The sequence below is a fragment of the Duganella sp. FT27W genome, assembly GCF_009295655.1.
Classification (GTDB): Bacteria; Pseudomonadota; Gammaproteobacteria; order Burkholderiales; family Burkholderiaceae_D; genus Rugamonas; species Rugamonas zoogloeoides.
Map to the genome: position 1 here is coordinate 143,947 of NZ_WHIV01000006.1, position 14,718 is coordinate 158,664.

The following is a 14,718-nucleotide window of genomic DNA, read 5'->3' on the forward strand; positions in this document are numbered from 1 at the left end:
AATCTCTCCGGTGATGTTACGTTGTTCTGGTGTTTTTATAGTGGCGGCAGGCGTCACCGAACGCCTGCAGCAGTCTCAGGGAATCAGGGTTGTCCATCAGCTTCCATTCTGGATGCCACTGTACCGCGAGCGTGAATCCGGTGGCGTCCCGCACGCGGTAGGCTTCGACCAGGCCGTCGTCGGCGCGGGCCTCGATCGCCAGCCCAGGCGCCAGCCGATCGAGGCCCTGGCCGTGCAGCGAATTGACCATGATCTGGTCCGCGCCAGCGAGTGTGCGCGCCAGTACGCCGCCCGGTTCCAACAGCACGCGGTGGATCGGCGCGTACTGCTTTTCCATCGTATGCCCCTTGTGTTCGCGGTGATCGCTCATGCCGGCCACGCTGTGCACCGACTGGTGCAGCGTGCCGCCCAGCGCCACGTTCACCTCCTGGAAGCCGCGGCAGATCGCCAGCAGCGGGATGCCGCGCGCGATGGCGGCGCGGATCAGCGGCAAGGTGGTGGCGTCGCGCGCGGCGTCGAGCGGCAGCGCCGGATCGAGCACCGCCTGGCCGTACAGGCCGGCGTGGACATTCGATGGAGAGCCGGTGAGCAGGATGCCGTCGGCCAGATCGAGCAGCGCGTCGAAATCGGTGGCCGCGCCCAGCGCGGGAATGATCAGCGGCGCGCAGCGGGCGCCATCGGCAACGGCAGCCACGTACTTGAACTGCGCGGTATGGGCCGCATGGGCGCCAACCGGATTGACACAGGCGGGGACGAGGACGATGGGGCTGCGCATATTGGTCTGTGAAATATGAAGCAGATTTGATCATAAGCCTATTTTGGTATGATTGCTAATACTGCTACTTGACCCAGGTTAAAACCTGCCGCGCATGATCTTCTTCACCCCATGAAAAACCTGCCGTGGCGCGACTTCATCGCGCTGGTTGCCAGCATCGGCGTGGTCGGGCTGGGACTCGGTGCAACCATCCCGCTGACCGCCCTGCGGCTCGACCAGCGCGGCATCGGCACCGACATCATCGGCATGATCACGGCAGTGAGCGCGCTGGGCATCCTGGCCGTCACGCCGTTCGTCTCGCGCTGGGTGGCACGGTATGGCGCGCGCGCCTGCATGATCGCGGCGATTGTCATCGGCGGCCTGTCCACCGCGCTGATGGAGGCCACTGACAATCTGCTGGTTTGGGGCTTGCTGCGCTTTATCTTCGGCGCCTGCATGGGCGTGCTGTTCACCGTGGGCGAAGCCTGGGTCAACCACCTGGCACCGGGCAATGCGCGCGGGCGCGTGGTGGCCATGTACACCACGGCGTTCACACTGTTTCAGCTGGTCGGCCCCGCACTGGTGGCAGCAGTGGAAGATCAGATCAGCTGGGCGTTTGCCGCTGCCGGTGCGCTATTTTTGCTCGCCCTGCCCGGCATGGCGCTGATACGCGGCGGTGCGCAAAGCGCTGATGATGAAGCACAGGCGCCGTGGCGCCTGGTGCTGCCGCAAATGCCGATGATCGCCATGGGCGCGGCATTCTTCGCGCTGTTCGATACGCTGGCTTTGAGCCTGTTGCCGCTCTACGCGATCCGCCAGGGCATTGCCACCGAACTGGCGCTGCTGTCGGCCACGGTGGTGCTGGTCGGCGACACGCTGCTGCAATTTCCGTTCGGCTGGCTGGCCGACCGGTTCGGACGCCGCCGCGTGCACACCGGCTGCGGCATCGCCGTGTGCGTGCTGTTGCCGGTGCTGCCATTTGCAGCGGGCACGCCGTGGTTGTGGTGGACGGTGCTCCTGATGCTGGGCGCGGCGGCCGGTGCGATCTACATGCTGTCGATCGTGGCCTGCGGCCAGCGTTTTACGGGCGCACGGCTGGTGGCGGCCAGCGCCATCCTCAACGCCAGCTGGGGCATCACCAGCAGCGGCGGGCCGCTATTGACGGGAGTGCTGATGCACTCGGTGGGGATCAACGCGCTGCCGGCAGTGATGTGGTGCGGCGCGGCGGCGTTCGTCGCCTGCGCCTGGTGGGAGTATCGCCGGCTCCCCTGACTTTTTAAGAGCGCCTGCCGAGGCAGTTGCTGTTAATCCTTGCCGGCGGAGGAAATTTGCTTTTGCCGCAGCCGTTCTGCGCGGGCGATGTACAGGCTCGAGGCGATCACGCCGATGGTCACGACCAGGATGGTGAGCGCCGCCACCGCATTGACGCGGGGATCGAGCCCCAGACGTGCGCGCGAGAAGATCACGATCGGCATGGTCGATGAACCGGGACCGGACAGGAAGGCCGACAGCACCACGTCGTCGAGCGACAGCGTGAACGTCAGCAGCCACGCCGAACCCAGCGCCTGCTTGATGTTGGGCAGCGTGACCAGGAAGAACACCTGGTACGGCCGGCAGCCGAGGTCCATCGCCGCTTCTTCCAGCGACTTGCTCATCTCCTGCAAGCGCGATTGCACCACCACGGCCGCGTAGGCCATGCCCAGCAAGGTGTGGCCGATCCAGATCGTGGTCAGGCCGCGCTCGGGAAAGCCAAACGCCTTTTGCACCGACACCAGCATCAGCAGCAGCGACAGGCCGATGATCACCTCGGGCATCACCAGCGGCGCGCTGACCATGCCGGCGAAGATCGTGCGGCCGGTAAAGCGCCGGTAGCGATCGAGCACGAATGCGGCAAAGGTGCCCAGCACCACCGAGGCAAACGCCGTCATCACGGCGATGCGCAAGGACAGTCCCAGGCCGTTGATGATTTCCGTGTCCTGCATCAGCGCCGCGTACCACTGCAGCGAAAAGCCGCTCCACACCATGTCCTGGCGCGAGCTGTTAAACGAAAACACCACCAGCACCACGATGGGCAGATACAGGAACAGGTATCCCATCGACAGCCAGCCACGCCCGAACCAGCGCTGCATGAAACTCGTATTGGTTTTCATCGGCCGTCCTCCTGTTCCGACTTGTACTTGTTGAAGATCGCCATCGGCACGAGGATCAGCATGATCACCACCACCGTCACGGCGGAGGCCAGCGGCCAGTCGTTATTGGTGAAGAATTCGTCCCACAGCTGGCGGCCGATCATCAGCGTGTCCGGGCCGCCCAGCAGCTCGGGTATCACGTACTCGCCCACCGACGGTATGAACACCAGCATCGAGCCGGCGATGATGCCGGATTTCGATAGCGGCACCGTCACGCGCCAGAAGGCCTGGAATGGCGTGGCGCCCAGGTCGGCGGCCGCTTCCAGGAAGCGTACGTCCATCTTGACCAGGTTGGCGTACAGCGGCAGGATCATGAACGGCAGATACGCGTACGTCATGCCGATGATCAGCGAGAACTGGGTGTTCATCAGTTGCAGCGGCTCGGTAATCGCCCCGATCCCGAGCAGGAAGTTATTCAGGATGCCGTTGTTGGCCAGGATGCCCTTCCACGCGTAGATACGCAGCAGGAACGAGGTCCAGAACGGCATCATCACCAGCATCAGCAGCACCGGGCGGATCGACGGTTTTGCGCGCGCCATGAAGTAGGCGAACGGGTAGCCGATGAACAGGCACAGCGCGGTCGTAATCGCCGCGAACTTGAGCGAGCTGAGATAGGTCAGCACGTACAGGTCGTCCTGCAGGATGAACAGGTAGTTCGAGATCTTGACCTTGAGCGTCAGCACGCCGTCGGCCACCGTGACCAGGGTGCCGAACGGATCGCCGACGTCGGCTTCCGCAAAGCTGATGCGCAGCACGATCAGGAACGGCACCAGGAAGGCGAACGTGAGCCACAGCGACGGCACGGCGATGACGAAGCGACGCCCCGTGAAAAAGTTCTTGAAAAAATTCATGGCCGCGCCCTAGCTGGTGAGCACCACGACATCGGCGCCGTCCCACCATGCATACACGCGCTGGTCGCGCTTGAGCGCGGCGGCGTCGTGGCGGGCGGCGTTGGTGCGCGAGACCTTGATGCTCATGCCGGTGTCGAGCTGCACGTGGTACAGCGTCTCGTTGCCGAAGTAGGCCAGCGCGGTAATCGTGCCCTGCACGCAGTTGTAGCCATGCTCGCTGGCGTTGGCGCGCTGCTCGAGGGTCGGTGCCTCGGCCTGCACCGCGATTTTTTCGGGGCGCACGGCCACCGCCACCGGCATGCCCAGCGTGCCGGTGATGCCGTGGGTGATGTAGTGGCGCCCTTCCGGCGAGTCGATGATCACGTGATCGGGTTCGTCCTCGGTCACGCTGCCATTGAACAGGTTGACGCTGCCGATGAAATCCGCGACAAAACGGCAATTGGGCGTTTCGTAGATTTCGTCGGGGGCGCCCACTTGCAGGATGCGGCCCTGGCTCATGACGGCGATGCGGGTGGCCATGCTCATGGCTTCGTCCTGGTCGTGGGTGACCATCACGCAGGTTACGCCCACTTCCTCGATGATGGACACGAGTTCCATCTGGGTGCGCTCGCGCAGCTTTTTATCGAGCGCGCCGAGCGGCTCGTCGAGCAGCAGCAACTGCGGCCGCTTGGCCAGGCTGCGCGCCAGCGCCACGCGCTGCTGCTGGCCGCCCGACAGCTGATGCGGCTTGCGGTTGCCATACTCGGACAGCTGCACCAGCGCCAGCATTTTCTCAACGCGGGCGGCGATTTCGTCTTTCGGCAAACCGTCGCGGCGCAGGCCGAAGGCGATGTTGTCCCATACCGACAGGTGCGGGAACAGCGCGTACGACTGGAACATCATGTTGATGGGCCGCTGGTACGGCGGCACGCCGACGATGTCCTGGCCGGCCAGGATGATCTCGCCGGCGGTGGGCGTTTCGAAACCGGCCAGCATGCGCAGCAGCGTCGATTTGCCGCAGCCGGAGCTGCCGAGCAGCGCGAAGATCTCGCCCTTGTTGATCGCCACGGAGACATCATTGACGGCGCGTACACCATCGAAGTCCTTGACCAGGTTGCGGATCAGGAGAAAAGGTTCAGCAGCTCGCTCTGGGGTCATATTGTGTAAAAATTAATGATATGGAGTGGTGCAAAAAACAACCGTCGTCCGCCGCGCCGTACGCATGCGGTCTTTTTCGAACCCGTGATTATAAATGCAGCGCTTCAAACATGTAGCAACAAGTGTTCCCGCTCCCACGGGCTGATCACGGTCATGAACTCCTGGTGCTCGAGTTCCTTGATCGCCGTGTACACGTCGATGAAGCGTTCGCCCAGGATGTCGCGCAGCCGGTCTTCGCGGCGCAGCCCCTCGAGCGCCTGCGGCAGGCCTTGCGGCAGTTCGTGGTCGTGGTCGTAGGCGCTGCCCGTGATCATCGGCGACGGGTCGATCTGGTCCACCATGCCCAGGTAGCCGCAAGCCAGCGTGACGGCCATGGCCAGGTACGGGTTGGCGTCGGCGCCGATGATGCGGTTTTCCACGCGCCGCTGGCCGGTGCCGGAAATCGGAATGCGGAAGCCCACGGTGCGGTTGTCGATGCCCCACTGAACGTTGATCGGTGCGGCCGTGTGGCGCACCATGCGCCGATACGAGTTGACATACGGCGCCAGAATCGCCATCGCCGCCGGCGTATAGCGCTGCAGGCCGCCGATGTAGTGGCGGAAGTGCTGCGACGACGCGCCGTCGGCATCGGTGAAGATGTTGCGGCCGGTGGCCAGGTCGTTCACGCTCTGGTGCACATGCATCGCCGATCCGGGCTCGCCGGCCATCGGCTTGGCCATGAAGGTGGCGTACATGGAGTGCTTGAGCGCCGCCTCGCGCAAGGTGCGCTTGAAGTAGAACAGGTTGTCGGCCAGGGCCAGCGCATCGCCGTGCTGGAAGTTGATGCCCATCTGGCCGGCGCCCGTCTCGTGAATCAGCGTATCGACATCGAGGTTCATCAGCGCGCAGTAATCGTAGATATCCTCGAACAGCGGGTCGAACTCGTTGACGGCGTCGATGCTGTAGACCTGGCGACTGGTTTCGGCGCGGCCGCTGCGGCCCACCGGCGCACGCAGCGGCAGGTCGGGGTCGATATTTTTCTCGGTGAGGTAAAACTCGAGCTCCGGCCCCACCACGGCCTGCCAACCCCGGTCCGCGTACAGCTTGAGCACGCGGCGCAGCACCGAGCGCGGCGCGTAATCGACCAGGGTGCCGTCGGAAAAATAGCAGTCGTGGATCACCTGCGCGGTGGGGTCCTGCGCCCACGGCACGGTGGTGATGCTGCCGGGGTCCGCGCGCAGGATCATGTCGCGGTCGGTGGCGGAGATGGCGCGGTCGTAGGCGGCGTTGGCGGTGGGGTAGTTGCCGGTGACGGTCATGCCCAGCACTGCTTCCGGGATGCGCATGCCGCGGTCTTGCGTAAATTTCGCGCGCGGCAGGATTTTGCCACGCGCCACACCAGTCAAATCAGGTACCAGGCATTCGATTTCAGTGACGCGGTTCTCGTTGAGCCACGCGTCCATATCGGCATCGGAGAAGTTTTCACGGATTGACATGTTCGCTCTCTGGTGGTGATCAAGCGATCGGTGATCTAATTTACCATAAAAGCAACTACCACTCAGCAAGATGCATCTGCTACTTAAAACTCAAAATGGAGTAGTCCTACCGCAATTCCGCACTTGGAGGCTACCGTTAGCACCCAGACAAGCCAGACTCGAAACCCTTTAATGCCTCAATTTATTGCTCATTTAAGCACTTTATACAAGCACTGAAAAAAAGCACTTGCAAGCACTCAACAACTCCGGCACAATTCGTTAACGGCTGGAGAAACCATGGCAAAAATTATTGATTACCCAAGAACTTCATTACGCTCCGCATTACAGCTCGCAGATGCAGTTGATGGATTTGCTGGTTCATGCAGTGCGGAACTTGCTGCAGAAAAATTAGGAAAAAAAATCAGCGGAGCCTTCGCCGCGCAAATTGGCTCAGCTGTAAAATTCGGCTTGATTGAAAATAAAAAATCCAAGTTATCTGTAACGCCAATGTACCGTAATTATAAGCTGGCTTACACCCCCGCAGAAGAAGCAAGTGTTCTACGTGAAGCGTTCTTGCTTCCCCCTTTGTTCTCATCTATTTATAACAGATTTAAGGGGCAAAAACTTCCCATCGAGCATTTTGAAAAAATGCTCATGAAAGAATTCCATGTGCCCGATGATATTTCATCTAGGGTTGCTAGTTATTTTCTCGATGGAGCTAAACTATCAGGGCTACTTGGAACAGACAATACTTGGCTTGAGGGAAAAGATGACGTTCAGAGTGCAGAGTTTGAAGAGACTAACGTAATCGAAGTGGATGATGATGTGTCACCACCGATCAACAGAAATAATGGACCGACCAGAGACTTCCACTCAAATCAGACAGACTCCTCTGGGAAATCAGCAGCATATCAATTGGAGATTCGAGGCCCAGGGATAAATTTTTCGATAACTATCGGCGAAGAGGATGACTTAGAGATCGTACAGATTATGTTGAAGAAGATTTCTAAAGCACTCAAGCTGGAAGGGATTTAGATTATAGAGGTAGTCGGAACGATTTTGGAAGGCACTAAATTACGTAAAGACTCTACTAAAAACTAGAAAAACGTGTAAGAAGTTGGCGCTTCTTACACGTTTAGGGAAAAGAATGCCAAATGGTCTCTGGCGCTCTCTTGTACTACTTGCTATGGGAATAGCCTTAACAGTTTAGTTCTTAAACTACGGCAAAGCAAGCTCAAGTTCCTGATCGAGACCGCTAACCTGATCACAGGAGAAGATATGCTGCTTTGCCGCTATCCGAAATCCGTACGTGTTAGCGCATACACTCGCATCCGCTTCGGCAGAACCGAGTACGTGCGTCAACACTGTCGCAGTACGCCGAAATAGTGTTCGATTCCTGAAAGGGCCTTCACCGGCTCTTTCTTCTTATGATGAAGTATTCAATTCCCTCCCCTCGTATTGCACTTCCGTAAGGATCTTCTTGATCTCGGGGACGCACGAACCGCAGTTGCCCCCCGCCTTCAGGCACGCCGTCACCTGCGCCACTGTCTCCAGGTTCTGCTCGACAATGGCGTTGCAGATGGTATTGCGGCCCACGCCAAAGCACGAGCACACGGTCGGACCGGTGTCGGCGCCCTTCTCCACCGGCATGCCCACCAACAGGCCCACGCGGTCGATCTCGCTCAGTTGATCCTTGGCGAACAGGCTGGCCAGCCATGCGCGCGACGGCATGTCCTGGCGTGGCGAAAGGAAGATGCACTGCTCGATGCGGTCGTCCACCACGTGCACGGCGCGATAGACGCCGGCGGTCTTGTCTTCGTATTCGAGCCAGTCGGCATCGAGGTCCGCCACGCCCAGCAGCGCGCGCGCCCAGGCGCCGAAGTCGCCGATGTTGTTGCGGCCCGCCAGCTCGTAGCGCGCAAACGCCTTGCCCTGGATGCGGGTCCAGTGTGCCACGCTGTCGAGGTTCACTTCGGTGCGGCTCAGAATAAAACTGTGCCAGTTGACCCGGAACTGGTCGATGCGCACCGGCGTATGCTTGAACTCCGGCTCGCCCGACACCGGATCGACCACCGGGTTGACCAGGGCGCCCACACGCGCGTCCGACGAGGTCTGGCCGTTCCAGTGGATCGGGATGAACACGCTGCCACGGGCGATGCCGCCGCCGTGCTGCACGCGCGCCACCATGGCGCCCCAGGCGGAGCTGATGCGCGCCAGTTCACCCTCGCGCACGCCGTGCAGCAGCGCGTCCTGCGGGTGGATATCGACAAACGATTCCGAGATGTGGTCGGCCAGCGTGTGCGACTTGCCGGTGCGCGTCATGGTGTGCCACTGGTCGCGCACGCGGCCCGTGTTGAGCGTGAGCGGATAGTCTTCGCACACGGCGTTGGCCGGCGCCCGGGTGGCAGTGGCGATGAAGCGCGCCTTGCCGTCGCCGTGGGCGAAGCGGCGGTCGGCAAACAGCCGCGCTTCGCTCTGGATCACGCCGGCGGCATCGCGCCGCGCCGGCCACTGCACCGGTTCCAGTTCCTGGTACGCGTCGCCCGACAGGCCGGCAAGACCGGACATGTCGAACGCGCGCGGGATATCTTCGGCGTGGTTGCGGAAACCGCTCAGGCGCGCATGCTCGTCGAACACGGCAGCGGCATCAGGAAAGTCGAAGCCCGCGTAACCCATGCGCTGCGCGAACAGCGAGATGATCTTCCAGTCGCCCAGCGCCTCGCCCGGCGCCGGCAAAAAGGCGCGCTGGCGCGAGATGCGGCGCTCGGAGTTGGTCACCGTGCCATCCTTCTCGCCCCAGCCAAGCGCCGGCAGCAGCACGTGGGCGTACGCATTGGTGTCGGTGTTCTGCATGATGTCGGACGCCACCACCAGCTCGCACTTGGCCAGGGCGCGGCGGGCCTGGTCGGCGTCGGGCAGACTGACGATCGGATTGGTCGCCATCACCCACACTGCCTTGACCTTGCCGTCTTCGATGGCCTGGAACAAATCGACGGCTTTCAGGCCGCCCTTGTCGGCCATGGCCGGCGAGTCCCAGAACGTCTGCACCACGTCGCGGTGGTCGGCGCGCTCGAGGTCCATGTGCGCGGCCAGCATATTGGCCAGGCCACCGACTTCACGCCCGCCCATGGCGTTGGGCTGGCCCGTAATCGAGAACGGCCCCATGCCCGGCTGGCCGATCCGGCCGCCGATCAGATGGCAGTTGATGATGGCGTTGACCTTGTCGGTACCGGCGGACGACTGGTTGACGCCCATCGAATACGCGGTGATGGTCTTGGCAGTCGCCGCAAACGCTTCGTAGAATTCGAGGAGCAAAGCCGGATCGATGCGGCATACCTTGGCGACAGCTGCCGGATCGGCACAATCGATGTTGGCGGCGGCCAGCGCGGCATCGAAGCCGTTGGTGTGCTCAAGAACGAAATCGGGAGCGACCGCGCCGATGCGCGACAGGTAGCTCAACAAGCCGTTGAACAGCCAGACGTCGGTGCCGGACTTGATCGGCAGGTGCAGGTCCGCCAGCTCGCAGGTGGCGGTGCGGCGCGGGTCGATCACGACCAGCTTCATGTCCGGACGCGCTTCCTTGGCTTTCAAAATGCGCTGGAACAGGATCGGGTGGCACCACGCGGTGTTCGACCCCACCAGCACCACCATGTCGGCCAGTTCCAGGTCGTCGTAGCACAGCGGCACCAGGTCTTCGCCAAACGCGCGCTTGTAGCCGGCCACCGCCGACGACATGCACAGGCGCGAGTTGGTGTCGATGTTGGCGCTGCCCACGTACCCCTTCATCAACTTGTTGGCGACATAGTAGTCTTCGGTCAGCAGTTGGCCCGAAACGTACAGCGCCACCGCATCCGGCCCATGCTCGTCGATGACGGCGCGCCACTTGGCGGCCATCTGGTCCAGCGCCGCGTCCCAAGACACACGGCGCAGGCCATCGGCCTCGCGCACCTGCGGATACAGCAGGCGACCGTCGAGGCTCACTGTCTCGCCCAGGGCTGAGCCCTTGACGCACAGGCGCCCCAGGTTGGCGGGATGGAGCTTGTCGCCGGCAATGGCGACCGTGCCGTCGGCCTGCGGCGTGGCGCTCACGCCGCAGCCCACGCCGCAGTAGGCGCAGGTGGTACGGACGGTGCCCACCGGCGAGATCGGGCGGATGGCAAGATGGTCTTGGGACAGGTTCAAGGTTGGCTCGCTATCTGGAAAAGTTTTGCTACGCGGCCCTGGCGCTGAGCGCCTCGCCGAACAACAGGTTTTGGCGGATGGCGCTGATATCGGTGCGGTTCTGGATCAGGCCGAAATACCACGGACCGTCTTTCACATCGCCATACAGCACGGCGCCGGTCACGCGATTGTCCTTCAATACCAGCCGCTTGTACACGCCACGGCGGGCGTCGCGCAGCACCAGGTCTTCGCTGCCCTCGCCGCCGATGAAGTCGCCGACCGAGTACAGATCGACGCCGGTCACTTTCAGGCGCGTGGGCGACGTTTGCTGCACGTAGCGGCGCACACCGGCGCCGGCCAGGTGGGCGCCGCACACGCGCGCCTGGTCCCAGATCGGCGCCACCAGGCCAAACGTGGCGCTGCGGTGCTGCACGCATTCGCCCACGGCGTAAATGCGCGGATCGTAGGTTTGCAAGGTGTCGTCCACCACGATAGCGCGGTCGCAATGCAGGCCAGCCGCCTTGGCCAGCTCGATATTGGGACGCACGCCGGCGGTCATCACTACCAGGTCGGCCGGGATCTCGGTGCCGTCCTTGAAGCGCACGCCCGTGACACGGTCGGTGCCGGTGATTTCGGCGGTATGAGCGTTCATCAGAAATTGTAAACCCTTGGCTTCCAGCGCCTTTTGCAGCAACAGCGCAGCCGGTTTGTCGAGCTGCTGGTTCATCAGCGCGTCGCCCACGTGCACCACCGTCACCGACATGCCCTGGCGTTGCAGGCCGTTGGCCGCTTCCAGTCCCAGCAAGCCGCCGCCGATCACGACCGCGTGGCGGTGGTTGCGCGCCATGGCCAGCATGGTTTCCACGTCCTGGATGTCGCGGAAGGCCAGCACGCCGCGCAGCTGGTGCCCCGGTACCGGGATGATGAAAGGTTTCGAGCCGGTGGCGATCAGCAGGCGGTCGTAGCGCACCTCCAGGCCCGAGCGCGCGCGCACGATACGCTTCTTGCGGTCGATGTGCAGGACCGGGTCGCCGGCGTGCAGCGTGATGCCATGCTGGACATACCATTCGCGCGTGTTGAGCATGATGTCGTCCATGCTCTTTTCGCCGGCCAGCACCGGCGAAAGCAGGATGCGGTTGTAATTGCCATGCGGCTCGGCGCCGAACACGGTGATGTTGTACAGGTCCGGCGCCAGCTTGTGCAGCTCCTCGACCGTGCGCATGCCGGCCATGCCGTTGCCGATGACGACCAGCGCCTGCCTGGCGGCGGGGGCCTCGGACGTATTCACAGGCCTACCCACACTTTGCCGTCGGCGATGCGTGCCGGGTACGTGCCCACCGAGTGCGCCGGCGATTCCAGGCATTCGCCGGTCTGCAAGTCGAAGTGCTGCTTGTAGATCGGCGACGCGACCACGATGCGTTCGCCCACGCTGCCCACCAGGCCGCGCGACAGCACCGACGCTTCGGAGTTCGGATCGTAGTTTTCGATGGCGAACACACGTGAGTCTCCGTCATCGACGTGGAACACGGCCACTTGCGCGCCGTTCAGCAAGGCGCACACGCCCGTGTTGGGGACGATGTCGTCCAGTTGGCAGACGGCGATCCAGTGGTCGGTTTGAATATCGCGATGCATGGCATTCTCCTCAGGCGGTAACGGCAATCGGAATCACGCGCTTGCGTTCTTCCACGGTGGCTGGGCGGATCTGGCCGCGTTCTTCCATGAACAGCACGTTCTCGTCGCCCTTGTCGCTGTTGACGAAATGGCGGAAGCGCTTGCGCGTCTCCGGGTTTTCCACGGCTTCCTTCCACTCGCACGCGTAAGTGTTCACCACGTGCTGCATGTCCGCTTCCAGGTCGGCGGCGATGCCCAGCTTGTCGTGCACCACGACCTGCTTGAGGTAATCGAGGCCGCCTTCGAGGTTTTCGCGCCAGGTGCTGGTGCGTTGCAGGCGGTCGCCGGTGCGGGTGTAGAACATCAGGAAGCGGTCGATGTACTGCACCAGCGTGGCCTTGTCGAGGTCGGTCGCCAGCAGCTCGGCGTGGCGCGGCTTCATGCCGCCGTTGCCGGCCACGTACAGGTTCCAGCCCTTCTCGGTGGCGATGATGCCCACGTCCTTGCCCTGCGCTTCCGCGCACTCGCGGGTGCAGCCCGAGACGCCGAACTTGATCTTGTGCGGCGTGCGCAAGCCCTTGTAGCGGTTTTCCAGTTCGATGGCCAGGCCAATCGAATCATCGACACCATAGCGGCACCAGGTGGAACCCACGCACGATTTGACGGTGCGCAGCGACTTGCCATACGCGTGGCCCGATTCGAAGCCGGCCGCGATCAGCTCTTCCCAGATCAAAGGCAGCTGGTCCACGCGCGCGCCAAACAGGTCGACGCGGGCGCCGCCCGTGATCTTGGTGTACAGGCCGTACTTCTTGGCCACCATGCCGACCGCGATCAGGCCGTCGGCCGTCACTTCGCCACCCGGCATGCGCGGCACGACCGAATACGTGCCATCCTTCTGGATATTGCCAAGGAAGTAGTCGTTGGTGTCCTGCAGGCTGGCGTGCTCCTTTTTCAGCACGAAGTCGTTCCACACCGACGCCAGGATGCTGGCGGCCAGCGGTTTGCACACGTCGCAACCGAGGCCCTTGCCGTGTTTGGCCAGCAGGTCGCCGAACGATTTGATCTGACCCACCTTGATCAGGTGGAACAGCTCCTGGCGCGAGTACGCGAAGTGTTCGCACACGTGGTTGTTGACCGCCATGCCAAGCTTTTTCATCTCGGCCTTCATTACCTGCGTCACCAGCGGCACGCAGCCGCCGCACGACGTGCCGGCATTGGTGCAGCTTTTGACGTCGCCGATGGTGGTGGCGCCGCCGGCCACCGCCGCGCAGATCGCACCTTTTGACACGTCGTTGCACGAGCAGATTTGCGCGCCTTCGGGCAGCGCATCGACACCGAGGCCCGGCTTGGCCGCACCGTCCGACTGCGGCAGGATCAGGAACTCCGGCGACTCGGGCAGCTCGATCTTGTTGAGCATCATTTGCAGCAGCGTGCCGTATTCGGCCGCGTCGCCCACCATCACGCCGCCCAACAGGTACTTGCCGCAGTCGGAGACGACGATCTTCTTGTAAATCTGTTTGCGCTCGTCGGTGAACTGGTACGAGCGGCTGCCTGCCACGTTGCCATGCGGGTCGCCGATACTGGCCACGTCCACGCCCATCAGCTTTAATTTGGTGCTCATGTCGGCGCCGGCGAACTCGCCCGCTTCGCCCAGCATGTGCCTGGCCGCCACGCGGGCCATCTCGTAGCCCGGCGCCACCAGGCCGAAAATCAGCCCGCCCCACAGCGCGCATTCGCCGATCGCATACACGTCCGGGTCGGACGTCACGCAGTTGTTGTTGATCTCGATGCCGCCGCGTGGCCCCACCGTCAGGCCGCACTCGCGCGCCAGCATGTCGCGCGGGCGGATGCCGGCCGAGAACACGATCATGTCGGCATCGAGGTGGCCGCCATCGGCGAATTCCATCCGGTGGGTGCCATCGACACCGTCAACGATGGCCGTGGTGTTCTTGCCGGTGTGGACGGTCACGCCCAGCTCCTCGATTTTCCGGCGCAGCACGCGCGCGCCGCCTTCATCGACCTGCACCGCCATCAGGCGCGGCGAGAATTCCACCACGTGGGTTTCGAGCTTTAAATCGCGCAGCGCCTTGGCGCATTCCAGGCCCAGCAGACCGCCGCCGATCACCACGCCGGTCTTCGAGCGCGCACCGCATTCGAGCATCGCTTCCAGGTCTTCGATGGTGCGATACACGAAGCAGTCCTTGCGGTCCTTGCCCGGCAGCGGCGGCACGAACGGGAACGAACCAGTGGCGATCACCAGCTTGTCGTACGGCAGCACATCGCCTTCGCCGGTGGTGACGGTTTTATTGGCGCGGTCGATGGCGGTGGCGCGGGTGTTCAGGCGCAGCACCATGTCGTCGCGATCAAAGAAGCCCGGTTTGACCAGCGACAGATCCTCCGCCGTTTTACCGGAAAAGAATTCCGACAGGTGCACGCGGTCGTAGGCGGGACGCACCTCTTCGCACAGCACGGTCACTTGCAGGTTTGGCGCGCCGCCAGTGGCCAGCGACTCGAGGAATTTGTGGCCGACCATGCCGTGGCCGATGACGATGATTTTCATA

Annotated in this window: 11 protein-coding genes; 2 read left to right on the forward strand and 9 right to left on the reverse strand. The window is 62.6% G+C overall.

The features are described 5' to 3' along the window. Positions 1-16: 16 nt before the first annotated feature. Positions 17-775 carry a gamma-glutamyl-gamma-aminobutyrate hydrolase family protein gene (locus F8197_RS26265; protein WP_152884838.1) on the reverse strand — a complete coding sequence of 253 codons (759 nt, stop codon included), beginning with the start codon at positions 773-775 and terminating at the stop codon, positions 17-19. Between the two features lie 111 nt (positions 776-886). Between F8197_RS26265 and F8197_RS26270 the strand changes: the two genes are divergently transcribed. Continuing rightward, complete coding sequence (locus F8197_RS26270) at positions 887-2,026, forward strand: MFS transporter (RefSeq protein WP_152884839.1); 1,140 nt, start codon at positions 887-889, stop codon at positions 2,024-2,026. Between the two features lie 32 nt (positions 2,027-2,058). On the opposite strand, the gene F8197_RS26275 is transcribed toward F8197_RS26270, so the two are convergent. The 4 genes from F8197_RS26275 to F8197_RS26290 all read right to left on the reverse strand — a co-directional run bounded on the left by F8197_RS26275 (position 2,059) and on the right by F8197_RS26290 (position 6,406). Then, positions 2,059-2,904: an ABC transporter permease gene (locus tag F8197_RS26275; RefSeq protein ID WP_152884841.1), complete on the reverse strand. Its 846-nt coding sequence runs from the start codon at positions 2,902-2,904 to the stop codon at positions 2,059-2,061. Continuing rightward, complete coding sequence (locus F8197_RS26280) at positions 2,901-3,794, reverse strand: ABC transporter permease subunit (RefSeq protein ID WP_152884842.1); 894 nt, start codon at positions 3,792-3,794, stop codon at positions 2,901-2,903. Before F8197_RS26280 ends, F8197_RS26275 begins: the two co-directional genes overlap by 4 nt. A gap of 9 nt (positions 3,795-3,803) precedes the next feature. Beyond that, positions 3,804-4,931, reverse strand: a complete 1,128-nt coding sequence (locus tag F8197_RS26285; RefSeq protein ID WP_152884844.1) for an ABC transporter ATP-binding protein — start codon at positions 4,929-4,931, stop codon at positions 3,804-3,806. 104 nt (positions 4,932-5,035) lie between these two features. After that, the gene (locus F8197_RS26290) at positions 5,036-6,406 is read right to left on the reverse strand and encodes a glutamine synthetase family protein (RefSeq protein WP_056138063.1); all 1,371 of its coding nucleotides are present in this window, start codon (positions 6,404-6,406) and stop codon (positions 5,036-5,038) included. Positions 6,407-6,682: 276 nt separating this feature from the next. On the opposite strand from F8197_RS26290, the gene F8197_RS26295 reads away from it, so the two are divergent. Continuing rightward, on the forward strand, positions 6,683-7,420 hold the full coding sequence (locus F8197_RS26295) for a hypothetical protein (RefSeq protein WP_152884846.1): 738 nt from the start codon (positions 6,683-6,685) through the stop codon (positions 7,418-7,420). A gap of 390 nt (positions 7,421-7,810) precedes the next feature. Here F8197_RS26295 and F8197_RS26300 read toward each other — a convergent pair whose 3' ends face one another. From F8197_RS26300 to nirB, 4 genes are read right to left on the reverse strand one after another with little or no spacing between them, the layout of a single operon-like run. Further along, positions 7,811-10,567, reverse strand: coding sequence for a nitrate reductase (locus tag F8197_RS26300; protein WP_152884847.1), 2,757 nt, complete (start codon positions 10,565-10,567; stop codon positions 7,811-7,813). A 28-nt stretch (positions 10,568-10,595) separates the two neighbouring features. After that, positions 10,596-11,834, reverse strand: coding sequence for an NAD(P)/FAD-dependent oxidoreductase (locus F8197_RS26305; RefSeq protein ID WP_373996989.1), 1,239 nt, complete (start codon positions 11,832-11,834; stop codon positions 10,596-10,598). After that, positions 11,831-12,178 (reverse strand): nitrite reductase small subunit NirD, encoded by a 348-nt coding sequence (gene nirD, locus F8197_RS26310; protein WP_152884851.1) that lies wholly within the window; start codon positions 12,176-12,178, stop codon positions 11,831-11,833. Before nirD ends, F8197_RS26305 begins: the two co-directional genes overlap by 4 nt. A gap of 10 nt (positions 12,179-12,188) precedes the next feature. Then, positions 12,189-14,717, reverse strand: coding sequence for a nitrite reductase large subunit NirB (gene nirB, locus F8197_RS26315; protein WP_152884853.1), 2,529 nt, complete (start codon positions 14,715-14,717; stop codon positions 12,189-12,191). Position 14,718: the final 1 nt, after the last annotated feature.